At 65.0% G+C, this 21,299-nt stretch carries 22 protein-coding genes and 1 tRNA gene; 13 read left to right on the top strand and 10 right to left on the bottom strand.

Annotated elements, in window-relative coordinates; all coding sequences use genetic code 11:
* Positions 1-70: 70 nt before the first annotated feature.
* Positions 71-343: a septum formation initiator family protein gene (locus tag KDC96_RS04585; RefSeq protein ID WP_249171924.1), complete on the bottom strand. Its 273-nt coding sequence runs from the start codon at positions 341-343 to the stop codon at positions 71-73.
* A 197-nt stretch (positions 344-540) separates the two neighbouring features.
* Between KDC96_RS04585 and KDC96_RS04580 the strand changes: the two genes are divergently transcribed.
* The 3 genes from KDC96_RS04580 to KDC96_RS04570 are packed head-to-tail and all read left to right on the top strand — an operon-like array spanning position 541 to position 3,566.
* The gene (locus tag KDC96_RS04580) at positions 541-1,413 is read left to right on the top strand and encodes a mechanosensitive ion channel family protein (protein ID WP_212451080.1); all 873 of its coding nucleotides are present in this window, start codon (positions 541-543) and stop codon (positions 1,411-1,413) included.
* A gap of 45 nt (positions 1,414-1,458) precedes the next feature.
* Positions 1,459-2,373 (top strand): haloalkane dehalogenase, encoded by a 915-nt coding sequence (locus KDC96_RS04575; protein ID WP_212451078.1) that lies wholly within the window; start codon positions 1,459-1,461, stop codon positions 2,371-2,373.
* Positions 2,370-3,566 (top strand): MFS transporter, encoded by a 1,197-nt coding sequence (locus KDC96_RS04570; RefSeq protein ID WP_249171923.1) that lies wholly within the window; start codon positions 2,370-2,372, stop codon positions 3,564-3,566. The genes KDC96_RS04575 and KDC96_RS04570 overlap by 4 nt, the downstream gene beginning before the upstream one ends.
* A gap of 261 nt (positions 3,567-3,827) precedes the next feature.
* Here the strand turns inward: KDC96_RS04570 and KDC96_RS04565 are convergent.
* The 4 genes from KDC96_RS04565 to grxC form a co-directional block, all read right to left on the bottom strand.
* Positions 3,828-3,903, bottom strand: a tRNA-Arg gene (locus tag KDC96_RS04565).
* A 36-nt stretch (positions 3,904-3,939) separates the two neighbouring features.
* On the bottom strand, positions 3,940-4,422 hold the full coding sequence (locus tag KDC96_RS04560) for a DUF1178 family protein (RefSeq protein WP_212451076.1): 483 nt from the start codon (positions 4,420-4,422) through the stop codon (positions 3,940-3,942).
* Complete coding sequence (locus KDC96_RS04555; protein ID WP_212451074.1) at positions 4,419-5,249, bottom strand: carbon-nitrogen hydrolase family protein; 831 nt, start codon at positions 5,247-5,249, stop codon at positions 4,419-4,421. Before KDC96_RS04555 ends, KDC96_RS04560 begins: the two co-directional genes overlap by 4 nt.
* A 9-nt stretch (positions 5,250-5,258) precedes the next feature.
* On the bottom strand, positions 5,259-5,522 hold the full coding sequence (gene grxC / locus KDC96_RS04550) for a glutaredoxin 3 (RefSeq protein WP_212451072.1): 264 nt from the start codon (positions 5,520-5,522) through the stop codon (positions 5,259-5,261).
* A gap of 199 nt (positions 5,523-5,721) precedes the next feature.
* Here grxC and KDC96_RS04545 point away from each other — a divergent pair, with 199 nt between their 5' ends.
* Positions 5,722-6,201, top strand: a complete 480-nt coding sequence (locus tag KDC96_RS04545; protein ID WP_212451070.1) for an Hsp20 family protein — start codon at positions 5,722-5,724, stop codon at positions 6,199-6,201.
* Between the two features lie 363 nt (positions 6,202-6,564).
* Here the strand turns inward: KDC96_RS04545 and KDC96_RS04540 are convergent, their stop codons facing one another.
* The 3 genes from KDC96_RS04540 to tpiA form a co-directional block, all read right to left on the bottom strand.
* The gene (locus KDC96_RS04540; RefSeq protein ID WP_212451068.1) at positions 6,565-8,199 is read right to left on the bottom strand and encodes a CTP synthase; all 1,635 of its coding nucleotides are present in this window, start codon (positions 8,197-8,199) and stop codon (positions 6,565-6,567) included.
* A gap of 101 nt (positions 8,200-8,300) precedes the next feature.
* Entirely contained in the window at positions 8,301-8,705 is a 405-nt protein-coding gene (gene secG / locus KDC96_RS04535) for a preprotein translocase subunit SecG (RefSeq protein WP_212451066.1), read from the bottom strand.
* A gap of 63 nt (positions 8,706-8,768) precedes the next feature.
* Entirely contained in the window at positions 8,769-9,545 is a 777-nt protein-coding gene (gene tpiA / locus KDC96_RS04530) for a triose-phosphate isomerase (RefSeq protein WP_212451064.1), read from the bottom strand.
* A gap of 213 nt (positions 9,546-9,758) precedes the next feature.
* On the opposite strand from tpiA, the gene KDC96_RS04525 reads away from it, so the two are divergent.
* The 9 genes from KDC96_RS04525 (at position 9,759) to lexA (ending at position 19,214) form a co-directional block, all read left to right on the top strand.
* Entirely contained in the window at positions 9,759-11,693 is a 1,935-nt protein-coding gene (locus tag KDC96_RS04525; RefSeq protein ID WP_212451062.1) for a SurA N-terminal domain-containing protein, read from the top strand.
* 163 nt (positions 11,694-11,856) lie between these two features.
* Positions 11,857-13,245 (top strand): anthranilate synthase component I, encoded by a 1,389-nt coding sequence (gene trpE, locus KDC96_RS04520; protein WP_249171992.1) that lies wholly within the window; start codon positions 11,857-11,859, stop codon positions 13,243-13,245.
* The gene (locus KDC96_RS04515; protein ID WP_249171922.1) at positions 13,242-14,084 is read left to right on the top strand and encodes a phosphodiester glycosidase family protein; all 843 of its coding nucleotides are present in this window, start codon (positions 13,242-13,244) and stop codon (positions 14,082-14,084) included. Before trpE ends, KDC96_RS04515 begins: the two co-directional genes overlap by 4 nt.
* Positions 14,081-14,692, top strand: coding sequence for an aminodeoxychorismate/anthranilate synthase component II (locus tag KDC96_RS04510; RefSeq protein ID WP_212451056.1), 612 nt, complete (start codon positions 14,081-14,083; stop codon positions 14,690-14,692). The genes KDC96_RS04515 and KDC96_RS04510 overlap by 4 nt, the downstream gene beginning before the upstream one ends.
* Positions 14,689-15,681: an anthranilate phosphoribosyltransferase gene (trpD, locus tag KDC96_RS04505; protein ID WP_212451054.1), complete on the top strand. Its 993-nt coding sequence runs from the start codon at positions 14,689-14,691 to the stop codon at positions 15,679-15,681. The genes KDC96_RS04510 and trpD overlap by 4 nt, the downstream gene beginning before the upstream one ends.
* A gap of 4 nt (positions 15,682-15,685) precedes the next feature.
* Positions 15,686-16,474: an indole-3-glycerol phosphate synthase TrpC gene (trpC, locus tag KDC96_RS04500; protein ID WP_212451052.1), complete on the top strand. Its 789-nt coding sequence runs from the start codon at positions 15,686-15,688 to the stop codon at positions 16,472-16,474.
* 156 nt (positions 16,475-16,630) lie between these two features.
* The gene (moaC, locus tag KDC96_RS04495; RefSeq protein ID WP_212451050.1) at positions 16,631-17,107 is read left to right on the top strand and encodes a cyclic pyranopterin monophosphate synthase MoaC; all 477 of its coding nucleotides are present in this window, start codon (positions 16,631-16,633) and stop codon (positions 17,105-17,107) included.
* 5 nt (positions 17,108-17,112) lie between these two features.
* A complete protein-coding gene (locus tag KDC96_RS04490) occupies positions 17,113-18,300 on the top strand; it encodes a molybdopterin molybdotransferase MoeA (RefSeq protein WP_212452399.1) in 1,188 nt (395 codons plus the stop codon).
* Positions 18,301-18,524: 224 nt separating this feature from the next.
* Complete coding sequence (gene lexA / locus KDC96_RS04485; RefSeq protein WP_212451048.1) at positions 18,525-19,214, top strand: transcriptional repressor LexA; 690 nt, start codon at positions 18,525-18,527, stop codon at positions 19,212-19,214.
* A 24-nt stretch (positions 19,215-19,238) separates the two neighbouring features.
* Here the strand turns inward: lexA and KDC96_RS04480 are convergent, their stop codons facing one another.
* Together KDC96_RS04480 and KDC96_RS16365 are read right to left on the bottom strand one after the other, a co-directional pair.
* Positions 19,239-21,080 (bottom strand): ComEC/Rec2 family competence protein, encoded by a 1,842-nt coding sequence (locus KDC96_RS04480; protein ID WP_249171921.1) that lies wholly within the window; start codon positions 21,078-21,080, stop codon positions 19,239-19,241.
* Entirely contained in the window at positions 21,077-21,298 is a 222-nt protein-coding gene (locus KDC96_RS16365; protein WP_249171920.1) for a hypothetical protein, read from the bottom strand. Before KDC96_RS16365 ends, KDC96_RS04480 begins: the two co-directional genes overlap by 4 nt.
* Position 21,299: the final 1 nt, after the last annotated feature.

Here is a 21,299-nt window from a genome sequence, read left to right as displayed (position 1 = left end):
CCATTACGCAACGGAAAGCCGTGTGAATGGACGAGATCGAAGCGTTCGGTTTGCGCGCCGATCCGGGGTGTCACTCGTCTTCGAGCGTGACGACCAGTTCATCGGGATGAACGACATTCTGATGCCGCAGCAATTCTCCGATGAGATCGGGATCGGCGGCTTCGGGATCGAGCAGTTCGACGCGGTTCTTGAGCGCATCGCGCTTGTCGGTAAGCGCGGCAATCTGCGCCTCGCGCTGTTCGAGCAGCTGGGAGTTCTCGCTCCAGGCGAGCAGACCGGTCGGCCCGGCAATCGCCAGTCCGGTCAGGATCAGCAGCGCCATCAGCGCCAATCCCTGCTTCATCTGATCTCGCGGCGGTTGTCGCATCGTGTCCCGTGGCCCCCGAAACACTTAGAATCACAGTTAACGACGCGGTTCAAGCGCAAAACGCCGTGCGCGATCAGAATTGCGCCCGGCGGGCCATCGGATCGCGGTATTTTTCGGAACTTGGGATAGCCGAGTGCCGTTCAACAACAAACAGGAGGTTTGCCGAAACAATCATGCTCACGACACTGACCAACCAGAACAACGCCATGGCCACCGGATTCGTCGCCATGCTTCCGCAAATTGCGATCTCACTCATTATCGTCGTCATCACCGCGATCGTCGCGCGCTTCACCGCGAAAATCACCGATCTGCTGATCGGCAAGACCGATATCCGTCCGTCGCTGCGACAGCTGATCGAGACTCTCGTGAAGCTGGGCACGTGGGTTCTCGGCCTGATGATTGCCGCGATTGTCGTGTTCCCCGACCTGACGCCCGGCAGCCTGATCGCGGGACTGGGCATCGGCGCGGTCGCGATCGGATTTGCGTTTCAGGATATCTTCGAGAATTTCCTCGCAGGGGTGCTGATCATGGTCCGCGAAAAGATGCGGATCGGCGACGTGATCGAATGCGAGGGCATCATCGGCAAGGTCGAGCACATAACCCTGCGCGAAACCCACATCCGCGCGCTATCGGGAGAACTGACCGTCGTGCCCAATTCGGTGCTGTTCAAGAACCCGGTCGAAATCCTGACCGATCGGGAACAGCGGCGGCACGATGTCGTGATCGGCGTTTCCTACGACACCAACCTCGACGAGGCGGCAGACGTAATCCGCACGGCAGTGAGCGTAATCGAGCAAGTGGATGACGAGAAGGGCGTCGATGTGTTCGCGCAGGAATTCAATTCGTCGTCGGTCGATTTCCTGGTGCGCTGGTGGTCCGGATCGGCCCCGCGTTCGGGACGCGAGAGCAAGGACCAGGTTGTTCGCGCGATCAAGCGCGGCCTCGACGAGGCGGGCATCGAAATCCCGTTCCCGTACATCACGCACACGTTCAAGGAGAAGGTGCCGATGGGCGAGAACCCGGGGGAGCCGAGCACTGGTGGTTGATCGGTTTTTTCATGCTACTCGACTCCTCGACAGGAGAAGAGATCAATGAAGATACTGACATCCGACCCGGCCCGCTTCACCGATCTGCCCGATTATCCGTTTGAAGAGCACTGGATCGCCGTCGACCTTGGCGACGGCTATAGCGGGCGGATGCACTATCTCGACGAAGGGCCGCAGGATGCGCCGCCCGTCCTGCTGTTCCACGGCGAGCCGAGCTGGAGCTTCCTCTATCGCAAGATGATCCCGGTCCTCGTCGATGCCGGGTTCCGCTGTCTCGCGCCCGACCTGATCGGGTTCGGCAAGAGCGACAAGCCCGACGATATCGGCTTCTACACTTACGATCGGCACGTCAGCTGGCTCAAGCAGTGGCGCGACGCCGTGGTGCCTCAGCCGGCAGCGCTGTTCTGCCAAGACTGGGGCGGGCTGCTCGGCCTGCGAATGGTCGGCGAGGAACCCGATCGCTTTGCCTGCGTCGTTGCCAGCAACACCTTCCTGCCGACCGGCGGGACCCCCTCGCCCGCATTCCTCGCGTGGCGACACTTCGCCAAGACCTCGCCCGATTTCATGATCGGCGAGCTGCTGCAACGCGCCACCGCGACCGAGCGCAGCGAAGCCGAAATCGCCTCCTATGACGCGCCCTTCCCCGACGAGCCGAGCAAGGCGGGCGCGCGGGCATTCCCGGCGCTGGTCCCGGTCGAAGACGGTATGGACGGGATCGCGCAGAACAAACGGGCATGGGTTGGACTGGCCGCGTACGACAAGCCGTTCCTGACGCTGTTCGGAGAGGACGACCCGGTAACCGGCGGGCTCGGCGAAACGCTCGCAAGCCGCATCGCGGGGGCTCAGGGCATGCCGCACGCTATGCTCTCGACCTGCGGGCATTTCTGTCAGGAGGATCGCCCGGCCGAACTTGCGCAGGGCGTCATCGACACCGCCAGGACGGCGAGCTTTCTCGCTTGAGCGAGGCCGACGGCTATCTTGGCCGCGCGCAGGAATATGCACTTGCGGTGACGGTCGCGGCGGTGACTGCCAACGCGTATTACATCCACCCGATCATCGGCGAGGTCGCGGTCGGTTTCGACGTCGGCGAGGCCCGGATCGGGATTGTCCCGGCGCTCAACCAGCTGGCGCTGGCGCTCGGCATCCTGCTGCTGTTGCCGCTCGGCGACCGTTTCTCGAACCGGCTGCTCTGTCTGGTCTTCGTCGCCGCGCAGAGCCTGTTCCTGCTCGGCATGGCGCTGGCGCAAGGTTTCCTGCTCTTCACCCTGTCATCGACGCTGCTCGGTTTCGTCACCATCGCGCCCTATCTCATCCCCGCATTCGCCTCGAAGCGCGTGGCGCCCGAACGGCTCGGACAGGTCACCGCGCTGCTCACCGCCGGGGTGATCTTCGGAATTCTGGTCGCGCGGGTGGGCGCAGGGATCGTCGCCGAACACTTCGGTTGGCGCACCGTCTACTGGTGCGCCTTCGCCATCATGGCCGTGACCACGCTCGCGCTGCCGCTCGCGATGCGCAGCGACGCGGACGTGACGAAGCGACCCAGCGGCAGTTACGGCGCGCTCATCAGCTCGGTGTTCATCCTTGCGGCGCAGCACCGCGACACCATGATCTCGGCGATCATCCAGGCGCTCAACTTTGCCGCCTTTACCGCGACCTGGCTCGCCCTGGCGCTGCATCTCACCAGCGCCGAGCTTGGCTATGGAGTCGACGCCGTCGGCTATCTTGCCGGGATCGCAGCGGTCAGCATTTTCGCGACCCCGCGGCTAGGGCGCTGGGCGGACCGGATCGGTCCCCGGCGCGCGCGTTCGATCGCCGCGCTGGTCCAGCTGGCAGGGATTGCGCTGTTCTATCCGCTGGGATTCAGCATCTGGACGTTGCTGGTGCCTCTGACACTGGTGAACCTGGTCGGCCCGACGATCGATGTGACCGGGCGAATGACCTTTCTCGCGCTTGAGCCGGACATCCGCACGCGTCTCACGACCAGCTACATCGTCATCATGTTCACCGGCGGAGCGCTGGGGAGCGTGCTCGGCACCACGATCTACGATGCCGCCGGATGGGGCGGAACCTGCGCCTTGCTGCTGGGAATTTCCGGGGGCGTGGTCGCGCTGTCATGGCTGGCCCAGCGGACGGACCGGCGCGCCCGGATTTAAGCGGCGCAGGCCAAAATTTCGCACGCCTTAACGATTGCTTAGGTACGACGGATTAGGCATTTTCCCGAAGTCGCTACGGGATTTGCCGAATATCCCTCCGCAAGGATTGGGTTACTCCGGTTGTTCCGAACGTCTTCGATCGCATCCCCGGCCTCTCCCCAAGAGGCCGTGAATGAGGCGCTCCGGCTCTTCCGAACGACCCCGATATGGCGTCGCTCCGGATATGCCGAGCGCCTCTTTTCCTTGTTGCGTAGGCTGAGCTGGTGTCCCCGACAGGATTCGAACCTGTGGCCTTCGGATTAGGAATCCGACGCTCTATCCACCTGAGCTACGGGACCCACGGCCCCAATAGCAGGCGTTGGTGGGCGATCAATCAATTCAACTCGTCGGGTGGCGCAACCGGAAACGGCAGCGGCGCAACCGGCACGCCTTCGTCCACCAGCGCCTTCGCATCCTCCAGGCTGGCGCGGCCATGGATCGGGGCTTCGTCACGCTCGCCGTAATGCATCGCCCGCGATTGCTCGGCGAACTTGTCACCGACATAAGTGCTGTCTTTCAATGCCTTGGCCTGCGCTTCGGCCAGCGCCTGCATCGCGCGTTTCACCTCGGGAGTCAGCCCATGATTGGACACAGACGTCGTCCCATCGGTCTCGGGCGCAACGGGCTGACCGGCTTCGCGGCGGCGATTGCCCTTGACCGGGACGGCAGGCGCCATCGGCGCTTTTCCGACTTCTCCCGATCCGCATTCAGGGCACGCGACCAGCCCCCGCTCCCGCTGGCTTTCATAGTCGCCCGACGATCCGAACCACCCTTCGAACCGGTGGCCTTCGTCGCAGTGAAGATCGAACACTATCATCGATGAATCCATTTGGGGATTTCGCGCCGATTGGCAAGGCTGGGAAGCTGTGCGCGGACCTGCTCGACGGTGGTCAGATCGAGCTCGCAAAAGCCCAGTCCCGCCTCCTCGCCGCCCATGTCGAGCAGCACCTCGCCCCACGGATCGATCACCAGGCTGTGGCCGTAGGTTTCGCGCCCGTCCTCGTGCTTGCCCACCTGTGCCGCGGCGATGACGAAGGCGCTCGCCTCGATCGCCCGGGCACGCAACAGGACGTGCCAATGCGCCCTGCCGGTCGGGACGGTGAATGCGGCGGGAACCGCTATCGTATCGCAGCGCCCCTGCCCCAAAGCCTCGAACAGCGCGGGGAAACGCAGATCGTAGCAGATCGTCAGGCCAAGCCGCCCCAGCGGTGTCTCCTCGACTGCCACCACCGTTTCGCCCGGTCGGTAAGCCGCGCTTTCACGCCATGATTCCCCAGTTGCCAGCTCGACATCGAACATGTGGATCTTGTCATACGTCGCAGCCCGTACCCCTGTGGACGAAAACAGGTAGGAACGGTTACCCCACATGCCCGCGTCCACCGCAACCGGCATCGACCCGATCGCCAGCGCGATCGCGTGGTCACCCGCCAGTCCGGCAAGTCGGGTCTCCATATCCGCCGGTCCGCCGCCCTCGATCCAGGATGCTGCGCGTTTGCGGTCGCGATCGAGCAGGATCGACATCTCGGGCGTGAACAGCATCTGCGCTCCGCCCGATGCGGCCTCGCGCACCGCGTCGGCGATGGTCGCGAAATTGCGTTCGGGGTCGATCCCCGAGGTCATCTGCAGGACGGCGATCCGGGTCAACGAAGCGCCCTACCCTGCCAGCAGTTCGTCGAGCTTGCCCGCACTGTCGAGCGCGGCGAGTTCGTCGGACCCGCCGACATGCAAATCGCCGATGAAAATTTGCGGAACCGTTTGCGCGTTGGGCGCACGCGTGCGCATCTCGTCGCGTTTTGGCCCGCCCATGGTGATGTCGTATTCGTTGAATTCCACCCCCTTGCCGCTCAGCAGCCGCTTTGCGCGCACGCAGAACGGGCAGGCGAATTTGGTGTAGATGTCGATCGTCGGTGTGGTCATTCCCGTGTCCCCAAAAAGCGAGCGTTTTCTCCGTTGGGAGCCTCGCCGCAAAACCCTTGAAAGGCGCTTTCGGCGACCCAAATAGAGCCTGTCGCGGCGTTCCGCCAGTTCGGGGATCGCACTTCGCGACGCTTGCAGGCGCTGCATCGTGCAGGCCTGCATCCATGTTCAAATTGCTCAAACAAGAGGATTTGCCACTATGTCACGACTTGATTTTACCCCCTACCGCCGCAGCACCGTCGGGTTCGACCGGCTGTTCGACCTGCTCGAAAGCCAGGCCCGCTCCAATTCGGGTGACAATTATCCCCCGTTCAACATCGCACGGCGCGGAGAGGATTCGTATCGCATCACCCTGGCAGTTGCCGGCTTCCGGCCTGAGGATATCGACATTACCGCGCAGCAGAACCTGCTGGTCGTGCAGGGCAAGAAGCGCGATGATATCGATGACGGGTCCGAGCTGCTGCATGTCGGAATCGCGAATCGCGGTTTCGAACGGCGATTCGAACTGGCCGATTACGTCCGGGTCGAGAATGCCGACCTTGCCGACGGGCTACTGCTGATCGATCTCGTGCGAGAGGTGCCCGAGGCGATGAAGCCCAAGAAGATCGCGGTCAATGGCAGCGCGACGCTCAAGGCCGTCGAAGGCGGCAAGGCCGAAAGCGAAGCCGACGCAGCCTGACCTATGCGGCGCATTCGCACATAAATTCAATGATCTGATAAGAGTGGGGGCGGATTCGTTGATCCGCCCCCGCGACTGTTAAGCCGCCTCTAACGCACTTGACCGTCCGGGTCGCAGAAGACGGTCAATTACGGTTCGAGCTTGTTGCAGCAATGCAGAATGCTCTTCCCCATTGCCCTACCTTCAATCGTGTCGTCGTGCGGTGCCCACCCCACCCTTACGAAAACCTGTAGGGTCCCGGGTGCGTAAGGCTAGAATGATATATTGCGCAAGATTAATTTCTTGGCTTTGTAAGAATGCGACAGTTTGCGGACATTGATTGACGTCAATTCGTCATATGTCGCTTTTTCGCCCCTTCGCAGGTCACACCAGGCGCGATTGCTCAACCGCCGCGGCGATGAAGCCGGCAAACAGAGGATGCGGATCGAACGGCTTCGATTTGAGCTCCGGATGGAACTGCACGCCGACGAACCAGGGGTGATCGGCCCGTTCCACGATTTCGGGCAGCAGCCCGTCAGGTGACATGCCGGAGAAAACCAGACCCTGCTTTTCGAGCGGGTCGATATAGGCGCTGTTGACCTCGTAACGGTGGCGGTGCCGCTCCGAAATCACCTCAGCCCCGTGATACATGCGCGCGACATGGCTGTTGCCCGAAAGCTTCGCATCGTAGGCGCCGAGCCGCATGGTCCCGCCGAGATCGCCGCCCGCCTCGCGTTGCTCGAGTCCGTCCTCGCTCATCCATTCGGTAATGATCCCGACGACCGGTTCGCTGGTCTCCCCGAATTCGGTCGAGGACGCGCTGGCGAACCCGGCGTTGCGTGCCCCCTCAATGCAGGCCATCTGCATGCCTAGGCAGATGCCGAAGAACGGCACCTTGCGTTCGCGGGCGAAGCGGACGCTGGCGATCTTGCCTTCGCTGCCGCGCTCGCCGAACCCGCCGGGCACGAGGATCCCGTGCAGCGGTTCGAGCTCCGATACGATCTCGCTCTCGTCGCCTTCGAACAATTCGGCATCGATCCACTTGATCTGGACCTTGACTCGGTTTGCGAGCCCGCCGTGGACCAGCGCTTCGTTCAGGCTCTTGTAGGCATCGGGCAGTCCGACATATTTGCCCACCACCCCGATCGTCACCTCGCCTTCCGGATTGAAGTAGCGCTCGGTAACGTCATTCCAGGCAGACAGGTCGGGTGCCGGCGCATCGGTGATGCCGAAGCCACGCAACACTTCGGTATCGAGCCCCTCCTGATGGTATTGCAGCGGGACCGAATAGATCGACGGCGCATCGAGCGCGGGGATCACGGCGGATTTGCGCACGTTGCAGAAATTGGCGATCTTCTGCCGCTCGGCATCCGGAATCGGTTGCTCGGCGCGGCACAGAAGCACGTCAGGCTTGATCCCGAGGCTGGCGAGCTCGCGCACCGAATGCTGGGTCGGTTTGGTTTTCAATTCCCCCGCCGCCGCAATGTAGGGGACGAGCGTGACATGGACGCTGAGCGTCTGGAGCGGTTCGAGCTCGTTGCGCATCTGACGGATCGCTTCCATGAACGGCAGCGATTCGATGTCGCCGACCGTGCCGCCGATCTCGCACAGGATGAAATCGTGGTCGCCCTGGTCGGCGAGCGCGAATTCCTTGATCGCATCGGTCACATGCGGGATCACCTGCACCGTCGCGCCGAGATAGTCGCCGCGCCGTTCCTTGGCGATGATGTCGCGATACACGCGCCCGCTGGTGATGTTGTCGCTCTGCCGCGCCGATACGCCGGTGAAGCGCTCGTAATGGCCAAGGTCGAGATCGGTCTCGGCCCCGTCGTCGGTGACGTAGACCTCGCCGTGCTGATACGGGCTCATCGTGCCCGGATCGACATTGAGGTAGGGATCGAATTTCCGGATGCGGACCTTGTAGCCTCGCGCCTGCAACAGGGCAGCCAGACTAGCCGCCATCAATCCTTTGCCGAGCGAGGAGACCACGCCGCCGGTGATGAAAATATACCGCGCCATGGGAGTTGAGCCTTAAGCGGGCTTTCGGATTCGGGGCAAGCGAATTGCAAAGGTGCTGCGGACGCCATCCACAGCCCCGTTGGGTTGCGACGACGGCGCGACTATTCGGCGAGCGGGTCGACGTCGCCGGTCGGCTGTGCCTCGGGCGTGGCGGGGGCAGCCGGATCGGCGAGCGGATCGGGAGCGGCAGGAACTTCGGGTTCACCCAGCAAATCGGCGGCGCCGCCCGCCGGCGGACCGCCGCGATCGAGCGTGGAAGTGATTTCATCGGCGCTCGTCGTGTCGACGGCAACCGCCGCCAGCGCGATCGACAGTCCCACAAACGCGACTGCCAGCCATTTCGTCGCGCGGGTGAGGAAATCGGCAGCGCCGCGTGCGCCGAGTGCGCCACCCGGGCTGCCTCCGATCCCCAGTCCGCCGCCTTCGGAGCGTTGCATGAGCACCACCCCCACCAGAGCAGCGGCCACGATCGTCTGGATTACTGTGAGAAAGAGAAAAAACGACATGAATGGTTTCTCGAATTGCGTTGGCTGGCATGTAGTCGCGCCGAACCCATGGGGCAAGCGGTGCTACGAGTCTTCGGTTTCCACGGCTGCGGCGAGCGCAATGCCCATGAAACTGTCTGCGGTCAGGCTGGCTCCACCGACCAGCGCCCCGCCGACTTCAGGCGCGGTCAGGATCTCGGATGCGTTCTCAGGCTTGACCGAGCCTCCGTACAGGATCCGGACTTCCGATCCCTGTTCCTCGCCGTAGAGATCGATCAGCAGAGCGCGGATCGCAGCATGCATCTCGACGATGTCGGCAATCGTCGCGGCGTTTCCGCTCCCGATCGCCCAGATCGGTTCGTAGGCGACCGTAATCCGTTCGCTTGCATCCTCGAACGCCTGGTCCGGTTCGGGCAGCGATGCCTTGAGCTGCTTCCTGACGAAGGCCACGGCCTTGCCGCTGTCGCGGGTCTTCGCGCTTTCCCCGCAGCACAGGATGATCCGAAGCCCGGCCGCGAGCGCGGTTTCGGCCTTTGCCCTTACCAGCGCATCGGTTTCGCCATGCGCTTCGCGCCGTTCGCTGTGCCCGAGGATGACGAACTTGGCACCCGCATCGGCGATCATCGCCGCCGAGATATCGCCGGTGAACGCGCCTTCGGCCTCGTGGTGGCAATCCTGCGCGCCCACCCCGATCTGCTCCGCTTCGCGATGCACCGGGTGAATAAGCGTAAAGGGCGGCGCGATCGCCACCTCGACCTTCATGTGCCGCTGCGCCGCACGGTCGATCGCGCGCGCTTCCGACAGCATGGCGCGAGTGCCATGCATTTTCCAGTTTCCGACGATGTAGGGCCGCTGGGCCATGCAAAAATCCTGAGCGGTTGCGAATCTCGACCCGATGTAGGGTCGGGGGGCGGCGTCGGCTAGCCGAGGAAGGCCCCGCAGTCAAAACGCGCGTCTACCTGTTGCCGGGAGGTCGCAGGGCCGATAAAGCGCCGTGCTGAATCCGGCCCGTTTCGGAGCCGGCTTTCGACATTTCCAGCATCAGCCCCGTTCCGGGCAGGATTAGGCGCACATATGATTTCCGGATTTCGCAAGTTCTTCCAGTCGAAGATCGGCCTTGCCATCACGTTCCTGTTCATCGGCCTGATCGCGCTGGCCTTTGCCGCGAGCGACATCACCGGCAGCACGTTCGGCGGGGTTTCGGGTGGCGATCGCGCGGCGATCGTGGGTGACGATCGCATCTCGACTGCCGAGCTCATCAGCACCGCCAATTCGGCGCTGCGCCAGATGCAGCGGGAAAACCCGACGCTGACGATGGCGGCCATGATCGAACAGGGCGGGTTCGACGAAGTGCTCGATCAGCTGATCGATCGCTACGCCATCGGTGGTTACGCCGAGAAGTACGGCCTGCGCGCGGGCGACAATCTGGTAAACAGCGAAATCCTGCAGGTTCCCGCCTTCCGCGGGGTCAGCGGGGAATTCGATCGTGACACCTATCTTGCCGCGCTGCGTCAGCAGGGCGTCACCGATGCTGCTTTGCGACGCGATCTTGCCGACGGAATGCTGGCGCAGCAGCTGCTGATTCCCGCGTTCGCGGCCCCGCAAATGCCGGCCAAGGTTGCCAAGCATTACGCCGCGCTGGTGCTGGAACGGCGGCGCGGACAGATCGCGCTGATCCCGAGCGAAGCGTTCGCGCCCAAGGCCGATCCGACGCAGGCGCAGCTCACGAAATTCTATTCCGACAACCGCAACCGCTTCGTGCGGCCTGAACGCCGCACGATCCGGTTCGCGACTTTCGGCGCCGACAAGCTGACGGCCAACCTCACGCCCACCGCCGCCGAGATCAAAGCGCGCTACGACGCCGAACCGGCGCGCTTCGCCGCGAGCGAGACCCGCAGCGTTTCGTCGTTCTTCGTTCCCACCCAGGATGCAGCCAGCTCGATTGTCGCGCGGATTCGCGGCGGCATGTCGCTGGAGGCCGCAGCCCAGCAGGCGGGGTTCAGCGTCACAAGTGTGGAAAACCGCACCCGCGCGGAACTCGCAGGGGTGACCAGCGCCGCGGTCGCCGAGGCGGTGTTCAAGACGCCGCGCGGCCAGGTTGCCGATCCCGCGCGCAGTGCGCTGGGTTTCTACATCGCGCGGGTCGATAACGTGACCCGCACGCCGCCCCGTACGCTGGCGCAGGCGAGTCCCGAACTGACCGAACAGCTCACCACCGAAAAGCGCGCCGCCGCCCTCGCTGATCTGAGCGCGCGGATCGAAGAGGAAGTGGACAGCGGCACCGCGCTGACGGAAATCGCCCGCGCCTATGGTCTGGAAGTGACGATCACGCCGCAGCTGATGGCCGATGGGCGGGTGTTCGGCGAAGGCGAACTCGATATCGGGCCGGCCTTGGCGAGCACGCTCGACACCGCGTTCCAGATGGAAGAGAGCGAGCCGCAACTCGCGGAAATCGTACCCGGTGCGCAATTCGTCGTGTTCGATGTCGAACGGATTATCGAGGCGGCTGCCCCCCCGATCGCCGAAGTGCGCGAAGAGGTGGCGGCAGCTTGGCGGCTTTACGAGGGCAGCAAGGCGGCGCGCGCCGCCGCCGACCGGGTGCTCAAGGCGGTGCGCGGCGACACGACGCTCAGCGCTGCGCTCGATGGCGAGGACCGGCCGTTCCCGGGGATCGAGCGGGTCGACCTGGAACGCCGCCAGCTGCTCGCAAGGCAGGGCCGCGGCGTGCCCGCGCCGCTGGTGCTGCTGTTCAGCATGGCCGAAGGATCGACCAAGCTGCTCGAGGCCCCTAACGATCTGGGCTGGTATGTGGTCGATCTCGACGAGATTTCGGCCGAACCGCTGGCCGAGGACAATCCGGTCCTGGCGCAGACGCGGCAACAGCTCGCCCCCGCACTGATCAACGAATACACCGACCAGCTGACCACTGCGATCCGCAAGGACATCGAAGTGGAGCTCAATGCCACCGCGATCGACGCGGTGCGCAAGCAGCTGGCGGGCGAATCCTGAGCGGGCCGTCCGCAGACCGCCTGTGACCCAACCCGATCGGGATAAAGTTTCGCTGGAGAATGCAGCAGCAGCAGCCGACGCCTTGGCGAGCGGCTCCCCGACGCTCGTATGGCGACGGGCCATCGCCGACAGCGACACGCCGGTTGGTGCGGCCCGGCGTCTGATGAAGCCGGGGCGCGGGGACTTTCTGCTCGAATCGGTCGAAGGCGGGGAAACGCGCGGGCGCTACAGCCTGCTCGGGCTCGATCCCGATCTGGTGTTCCGCGCAAGCGATGGCACCGCCGAGATCAATCGCCGGTGGCAACACGACGTGGCTGCCTTCGCACCGTGCGCCGACGATGCGCTGAGCGCACTGCGGGCGCTGGCGGCTGCGTGCCGGATCGACGTGCCCGAGGCGCTGCCTCCCGCCCTCGCCTGCCTGGTCGGCTATTTCGGCTACGAGACGATCGGACTGGTCGAGAGCCTGCCCCGCGCCGCACCGAGCGAGCTTGCGCTGCCCGACATGCTATTCGTGCGGCCGACCATCATTCTGGTGTTCGACGGGCTGACCGACGAGCTGTTCTGCATCGCGCCGATCTGGGCCTCGGACGAGCCCGGGGCTGCGATCGATCACGCCGGAGACCGGATCGACGAGACTCTGCGTGCGCTCGGACAGCCGCGACCGCCGGAACCCCGGCTCGAAGGCACGGCGGAGGAACCCGAGCTTGCGCCGGTCATGGCGGAGCAAGACTACAAGGATCTGGTGGCGCGCGCGAAGGACTACATCGTTGCCGGCGACATCTTTCAGGTGGTGCTCGCGCAGCGTTTTACCTGCCCGTTCGAATTGCCGCCGCTGGCGCTCTATCGCGCGCTGCGTCGGGTCAACCCGTCGCCGTTCCTGTACTTCCTCGACCTGCCGGGATTCGCCATCGTCGGGTCGAGCCCGGAAATCCTCGTGCGCGTGCGCAACGGCGAAATCACCATCCGGCCGATCGCCGGGACGCGCCCGCGCGGCGCGGACGCTGCCGGGGATCGCGCCAACGAAGCGAGCTTGCTGGCCGATCCCAAGGAACGCGCCGAGCACCTGATGCTGCTCGATCTGGGTCGCAACGATGTCGGCCGGGTGGCTGCGCGCGGCAGCGTCGAAGTCACTGACAGCTTCACGATCGAACGCTACAGCCACGTCATGCATATCGTCAGCAACGTGATCGGCGAGCTTGCCGAGGGGCGCGATGCGCTCGACGCCCTGTTCGCGGGCTTTCCTGCGGGCACCGTGTCGGGCGCGCCCAAGATCCGGGCATGCGAGATCATTGCCGAGCTCGAGCCCGAAACGCGCGGAGCCTATGCTGGCGGCGTGGGATATTTCGCGCCCGATGGTTCGGTCGATTCGTGCATCGTGCTGCGCACTGCGGTGGTAAAGGATGGAATCATGCATGTTCAGGCCGGTGCCGGGATCGTCGCCGACAGCGATCCCGATTACGAACTCGCCGAATGCCGCGCCAAGGCCGGCGCGCTGATCGCCGCCGCGCGCGAAGCGGTGCGGGTCGCGAGCGAGCCGGGTTTCGGCCAGTGAAGCGGCTTGCCATCGTCTTGAGCGTGTTGGCGCTCGCCGCCTGCGACCGGCAGCCCGAAGGGCAACCGATCGTCCGCACCCAGCTGGGCGATGCCGTGCCGACCGAAAACGCGCCCGATGCATCGCCGACCGATGCCCCCGAGGACGCACCGCAAGTCGTTTCGGCCTGCAGCGACGTCACGTTCGAAAACATCCCGCTGACCCACTGCGTCGCCGACCCGGCCCAGCATCGGATCGTCACCCGGCTCGGTGAAGCGGGCAGCGGACCGTTCCGATCGCTTGCGGCCTTCGCCGATACGGTCGACAAGAATACGATTGCGTTCGCCATGAATGCCGGGATGTACGGCGACGATATCAAGCCGATCGGCTATTACGTCGAAGACGGCGAGCGGTTGAAGGAACTCAATCGCGCCGATGGCCCCGGCAACTTCCACATGAAGCCCAACGGAGTGTTCTACGGCACCGGCGGATCGTGGAGCGTGCTCAGCGCCGATCGGTTCTTTTCGAGCGTGCGCGATCGCCCGAATTTCGGCACGCAATCCGGGCCGATGCTGGTGATCGACGGCAAATTGCATCCCGATTTCCAGGATGACGGGCCTTCGCGGGCGGTGCGCAACGGTGTCGGCGTGAGCGCTGACGGAAAGGCGCATTTCGTGATCTCGAACGCCTCGATCAGTTTCGGACAGTTCGCCCGCTATTTCCGCGACGAGCTGAAAACGCCGAACGCGCTGTTTCTCGATGGCAACGTGTCCTCGTTGTGGGATCCGGCCACGAACCGGCTCGATCGCGGGCTGATCGGCCCGATGATCGTCGTGACCAGGCGCGAGGTTGCCGAATGATCCTCGTCATCGACAATTACGACAGCTTCACCTTCAACCTCGTCCACTACCTGATGGAGCTCGGGGTCGAGGTTCGGGTCGAACGCAACGATGCGCTCAGCGCCCGCGAGGCGGTGGCTAGCAACGCTGCCGGTTTCCTGATTTCGCCGGGACCCTGCACGCCCAACCAGGCCGGAATCAGCCTCGATCTGGTCGCCGCCTGCGCCGATGCCGAAAAGCCGCTGCTGGGCGTGTGTCTCGGCCACCAGGCGATCGGGCAGCATTTCGGCGGCGCGGTGGTGCGCGGCGGATTGATGCACGGCAAGACCTCCCCGGTAACGCATGACGGGACGGGTATCTTCGCCGGTCTGCCCTCGCCCTTCACCGCCACGCGCTATCACAGCCTCGAAGTGGTCGATACGCCCGCCGCGCTGGTCGCCAATGCCCATGCCGAAACCCCGGGCGGCGACCATGCGAGCATCATGGGTTATCGGCACGAGACCCTGCCGATCCACGGCGTGCAGTTTCATCCCGAAAGCATCGCCACAGAACACGGCCACGCGCTGCTCTCCAATTTCCTGAAGCTGTGCGGCATCGAAACCCAGCTGCCCGAAAGACTCCGCGCATGAAAATCCTGCCGCTTGCCGTGCCGCACATGACCGAGGCCGAGGCCGAGGAAGTGTTCGGCTGGATCCTCGATGGCGAGGCGAGCGACGAGGAAATTGCCCGGTTCCTGCTGGCGATGACCGATCGCAGCGAAACCGCCGAAGAAATCGCAGGCGCGGCGCGGGCGTTGCGCGCGCGCCTGATTCCGATCGCGGCACCCGATGATGCCGTCGATTGTTGCGGTACCGGCGGAGATGGCCACCATACACTGAACGTCTCGACCGCCGTCAGCCTTGTGGTCGCGGCCTGCGGCGTTCCGGTGGCCAAACATGGCAATCGCGCAGCGTCGTCCAAGTCGGGCGCGGCCGATACGCTCGAAGCGCTGGGGCTCGATATGGATGCCGCCGGTCGCACCGCCGAAAAGACACTGGCGGAAATCGGCATCTGCTTCCTGTTCGCGAAAAACCACCACCCGGCGATGGGCCGCATCCAGCCCATTCGTCAGCGACTCGGCAAACGCACGATCTTCAACCTGATGGGACCGCTGTCGAACCCCGCCGGCGTGAAGCGGCAGCTGATCGGGATCGCTCGCCCCGGCTATGTTCCGATTTACGCCCAGGCAAAGGCAAGGCTGGGTACGACCCGCACATTCATCGTCTCCGGCGACGAAGGTCTGGACGAACTGAGCCTTGCGGGTGGCAACGAGCTTGCGGACGTTACCGGCAACGAGTTCGAAATGCGCCGCGTGGACGCAGCGGAATTCGATATCGCTCATGCCCCGGTCGAAGCCATCCGAGGTGGCGATGCCCTGCACAACGCGAAAGCGCTGAAGGCACTGTTGGGCGGGACCCCCGGCCCCTATCGCGACGCGGTGGTGTTCAATGCTGCTGCAACGCTGGTGGTTTCGGGCAAGACGGAGGACTGGATCGAGGGCGCCGCACTGGCCGAACGAGCGCTTGATAGCGGCGACGCCGCACAGCTGCTGGGTCGCTGGATCGCGATGGCTGTGTGAACCGGTGAACAAGCTCGAGGAAATATGCGCCGCAAAACGCGAAGTGGTCGCCGCGCGGAAAGCGGCAGTGCCACTCGCCGAACTGGCACAGGCAGCGCGCATCCAGACCGCGCCGCGCGGGTTCGAAAATGCGCTGCGCCGCCGATCCGAATCCGGCTTTGCGCTGATCGCCGAGATCAAGCGCGCGAGCCCGTCCAAGGGTCTGATCCGCGAAGATTTCCGCCCTGCCGATCATGCCCGCGATTACGAAGCAGGCGGCGCGGCGTGTCTTTCGGTGCTGACCGATGCGCCCTACTTTCAGGGTCACGAGGATAATCTGGTCGAAGCGCGCGCAGCGTGTTCGCTCCCGGTCTTGCGCAAGGATTTCATGGTCGATCCGTGGCAATGCCTCGAGGCGCGCGCGATCGGAGCAGATGCGATCCTGATCATCGTAGCCGCACTCGAAGATGGCCTGATGGCAGAGATCGAAGCGGCGGCGCGCGAACACGATATGGACGTACTGGTGGAAGTGCATGACGAGGCGGAGCTCGAACGCGCGGCCAAGCACCTCGCATCACGCCTGATCGGAGTGAACAACCGCGATCTCAAAACCTTTACCACTTCGCTTACCACCACCGAACGGCTGGCACCGCTGGCGCCCGAGGGTGCGCTGCTGGTCGGCGAAAGCGGCATCGCGACACACGCCGATTGCCAACGCCTGGCCAAAGCGGGGGTGCGCACGTTCCTGGTCGGCGAAAGCCTGATGCGCGCGGACGATCTGGCGGCGGCGACGCGCTCCCTCCTCGAAGGGTGAAATCCGCCAGTGTCCTGCTCGTCGGAATCGTGCCAGAAGCTGCGGAATGACCGCCGGATTCCCTCTCGCCATCTTTGACACGCCGTGTCCGCTGGCGTTCGGGATTCCGAACGTCAGGACTGTGTTCCACGCGTTCCATCCGGTAGGGTTTCGACCATGAGCGACCTCACTCATCTTGGCGAAGACGGTGCAGCAAGGATGGTGGATGTCGGCGGGAAACCGCCAAGCGCGCGCGTGGCGATGGCCTCGGGGAGGATTGCGATGTCGGCGCAGGCGCTCGATGCGATCCGCGCGGGCGACGCGCCCAAGGGCGACGTGCTCGGCACCGCCCGTATCGCGGGAATCATGGCCGCCAAGCGCACCGGCGAGCTGATCCCGCTGTGCCATCCGCTGGCGCTCGACGCGGTAACGCTCGATTTCGCGTTCGAAGCCGGCGCGATCCGGGCCACTGCCACCGCATCGCTGACGGGCAAGACCGGGGTCGAGATGGAAGCGATGGTCGCGGTGTCGACCGCGCTGCTGACGATCTACGACATGGCCAAGGCGATCGACAAAGGCATGGTGATCGGCGAGGTCCGCCTGATCGAAAAGCGCGGCGGCAAGTCGGGGCACTGGAAAGCCGCCGACCTGTGAGCGCGATGCTGACGCTCGAAGAGGCGCAGGCGCGACTCCTGGCGCTGGATCCCGCGCAGGAAGCGATCGAGATCGAATGCCAATCGGCGCTGGGTCGATACCTGTCTCGCGACCTCACGGCGCTGCGCACGCAACCGGCAGCCGACCTTTCGGCCATGGATGGCTACGCCGTCTGCGGCGATGGCCCTTGGCAGCGTGTGGGCGAAAGCCGCGCCGGTATGCCTTTCGCCGGATCGCTCGCGCCCGGCCAGTGCACGCGGATTTCGACCGGGGCGCACATGCCCACCGGGTCCGATCGGGTGCTCATTCAGGAAAACGCGAAAGCAGACAGCAACCTGATCGCACTGGCCGAGGGCGAAGATCCACCTCCCCCGGGTCGACACGTGCGCAAGGCCGGGTTCGATTTCGGGCGGGGCGACACCGTGCTGGCAAAGGGAACCCGATTGGGACCGGCACAACTCGCGCTGGCGATAGCTGCCGGGCACGATACGGTGCCGATCGTCAAACCCGCGACGGTTCAGGTGCTCGACAGCGGCGACGAGCTGGCTCGACCCGGGTCGCAATGCGGCGCCGACCAGATCCCGGCGAGCAACGGGACGATGATCGCCGCCATGCTGGCCCCGCATGTGGGATCGGTCCAGCTGCTCGGCCCGGTGCCGGACGATCTCCCTGCCCTTGCGGCGGCGCTGGAGAAAGCGGACCACCCCATCCTCGTGACCTCGGGCGGTGCTTCGGTGGGCGATCACGACCTGATCCAGCGGGCGCTGATCGACTGGGGTGCGGAGCTGGCGTTCTGGAAGGTCGCGATCAAGCCGGGCAAGCCCCTGATGGTGGCGACCCGGCGGCGCGAGTCGGGCATCCAGGTGATTGTCGGGCTGCCGGGCAACCCGGTGTCGAGCTTCGTCACCTGCTTCCTGTTCGTGCTTCCCCTGGTCCGCGCGGTCGCGGGCGTTTCCGATCCGTTGCCCAAAGCGGAGACCCGTATCGCATCCGAGGACCTGCCCGCGGTCGGCTCTCGCCGCGAATTCCTGCGCGCGGTGAGCGACGGTGCGAGGGTGCGCCTCGCCGCGTCGCAGGATTCCTCCGCCCTGCTGGCGCTGGCAGCGGCCAATTGCCTGATCGATCGGCCCGCAGGAGCTCCGGCGGTGAGCGCGGGCGAGCCTGTTCCGGTGTACATGCTCCAGAATGGCTGAATTGCGGGGTTCTGGCGGTGCGAGCCGCTTGACTCGGTCCGAACAGTTGCCTAATTGTTCCGCATTCGTTCACCATATCGGCGAGCGGAACAGTGCCGGTAACGCATCGACGCGCTCCCGCGTTCGCTATGCCTCTTGCGGTACGCCTATTTGATCCTGCGCTGCCCGCAGGTCTCGACGCCTCTGGGCGGCGGGTCTTCCGGGCAGGCCATGGGAGGATATCCATGCTGACAGCCAAGCAGCACGAATTGATCCGGTTCATCCAGCAGCGACTGGAGGAGACCGGCATTTCCCCGAGTTTCGAGGAAATGAAGGAAGCGCTCGACCTCAAGAGCAAATCGGGGGTGCATCGCCTGATCTCCGCGCTCGAGGAACGCGGCTTCATCCGCCGCCTGCCCAACCGGGCGCGCGCGCTCGAGGTAATCCGGCAACCCGAAGACGCGACACCAACACCGCGCGCAACGCGGATCGCGAACGATTCGGTCGCGCGAGGGTCGGCGGTGATGAAGTCCGCCCCGGAACCGGCCAACGACGTGATCGAGATTCCGCTCCATGGACGGATCGCAGCCGGCGCGCCGATCGAGGCACTGGAAGGACAGAGTTCGCTGCCGGTCCCGGCGGCGCTGCTCGGCCCGGGAGAGCATTACGCGCTCGAAGTATCCGGCGACTCGATGATCGAGGCGGGTATTTTCGACGGGGATTTTGCGCTGGTGAAGCGCACCGACACCGCGCGCGATGGCGAAATCGTCGTCGCGCTGGTTCGGGGCGAGGAAGCCACGCTCAAGTATCTGCACAAGGATGGCGGAATGGTGCGGCTCGATCCGGCCAACGCCACGCATTCGCCGCAGGTCTACCCGTCCGGCGAAGTCCAGGTCCAGGGCAAGCTGGCCGGGCTGTTGCGGCGTTATCATTGACGCTGGGGGGCGCGGGGCTGGCGATCAGTCGCCGGTTCCGCGCCACCAGCCATGTTCGCCCTGCCCCGCGGCAACGGTCGCAATCCGCTCGTTTTCGAGGTCGATCGCCAGCCCGCCGGTGCGCTGTAGCAACCGCCGGTCGGCTTTGAGCCATAACGGCTTGCATGAGGCCGGAAGAAACCGGTCGGCGACAACGATGTCCGCGCGCTCGCACGCGGCAGCGAGCGCCCGTTCTTCCACGAGATCGCGATTGCGGGCCAGCAGCAGCTGCCAGTCCCGCCCGCCGCGCGCGATCGTAACGAGGCAGAATTCGGGCGAGCACTCCGCACCCTGCCATCCGGCGATCGGAATCGGATCGCTGGTGACGCCAGCCAGTTCGAGCAGGTTGTCGCGCGCATAGTCCGACCTTGTGTCGCGCAGCGAGAGCAGTTCCTTTCCTCCGCCGGGCCGATCGAGGACGATCCCGACGTGGCGTCCCTCCCGCCCGATCAGGACATCGGGGATCGGTGTAGCGATCAGCATCGCGGTTGCAACTGCCGCAGGCACAAACCCGAGCAGCCTCGCCCGCCCGCTCCACAGCGCCAGCCACAGGCCACCCGTCACGAACAGTGCGATCGTGGCTGTGCCCATCTGCGGCATCAGCTTCACCGCCCCCGGCTGCGCAGAAGTCACATGCGCGATGGCAAGCAGCAGCTCGAGCGAGGCTTCCACCAGCCACCAGGCCGGACCGCCCAGCCCGACCAGGTCGAGCAGCAGTGCCACCGCGATCAGCGGCATCGATATGAAAGTGACCAGCGGGATCGCCACGACATTGGCGAAGGCCCCGTAGACCCCGGCCCGGTGGAAATGAAACAGCACGATCGGCATCAGCGCGATCTCGATCACCAGCCCGGTGAGGAACAGCATCGCGACCCGCCGCCCGCCGCGCGCCCGCCAGCTTTCCTCTCGCGCTGCCAGAAACGACTTCACCGGCGCGCTGGTATGCAACGCCACGATCGCGATCACCGCCGAAAAACTCATCTGAAAGCTCGGCCCGACAACGCTTTCGGGCCACAACAGCAGAACGAACATCGCCGCCACCGCCACCATCCGCAGGGACAATGCATCGCGTCCCAGCGCCAGCGCTATCAGCACCAGCATCGCGGCAACGCAGCTGCGCACCGTCGGCACCTCCGCCCCTGTCAGCAGCGTATAGCCGATTCCGGCCACCGCTCCGACCGCCGCAGCGAGGATCGGCAGGCGCACTCGCAGGGCAATCGCCGGGAACAGGGCCAGCAGTTTCAGCGCCACCAGGTACGCCGCTGCTATCACCGCGCTGACATGCAGGCCGCTGATCGAAAGCAGGTGCGTGAGGCCCGCATCGCGCATCGCGTCTTCATCGGCCTCGGTGATCGAGCCGCGATCGCCGCTGGCAAAGGCGGCGGCGATGGTGCCGGCCGAACCCTCGACCCGCTCGCGGACATGTCCCGAAAGCGCGCGCTGGATCGTGGCAAGACCGCTGGCTTCGGGCGCGGGTTCTACCAGTGACACCTCGCCGATCACGCTGCCGGTCGCGGCAAGCCCCATGAACCACGCCGCGCGCGCGAAATCGTACGAACCCGGCAGCATCGGGCTGGCCGGCGGCATCAGCCGCACGCGCGCCCGCACGATCGCCCCTTCGGCGAGCCCTTCGCCCGCCTGTTCGAGCGGCACGTTGATCCTGATCTTGCGGCTCTCGCCGCTTTCCGCATCGCGCACCGCCAGCGTGAGGCGGGTGCGATCCTGCGCTGGTTGATCCTCGCGTTCGAGCAAAAACCCCTGCACCCGCTCGACCACGGGTCGCGCGATCGGATCGGCGCCGACGACTTCGGATCGCAGCCAGATCACGGCGATCCCCCGGCGAAAACCAGAGCGGCGGCGATGATCGCGCGTCGCAGATGCGCCCGTTCATCCACATCGCGCCACAGCGCGAGGGCCGCGAGCGCCAGCAGCACCGCACCGGCGATCGCCGTCACCCATTGCCACGGATTTGCGAGCGCGAACCAGCACAGGATCCCGCCCGCGAATATCGCCGCGAGCCATGGAGCCCGATCGAATCCTGCCATT

It is taken from the genome of Erythrobacter sp. JK5 (assembly GCF_018205975.1).
Taxonomy (GTDB): Bacteria; Pseudomonadota; Alphaproteobacteria; order Sphingomonadales; family Sphingomonadaceae; genus Erythrobacter.
The sequence above is the reverse complement of the archived record's forward strand: the minus strand, read 5'-3'. Positions and strand labels throughout refer to the sequence as shown.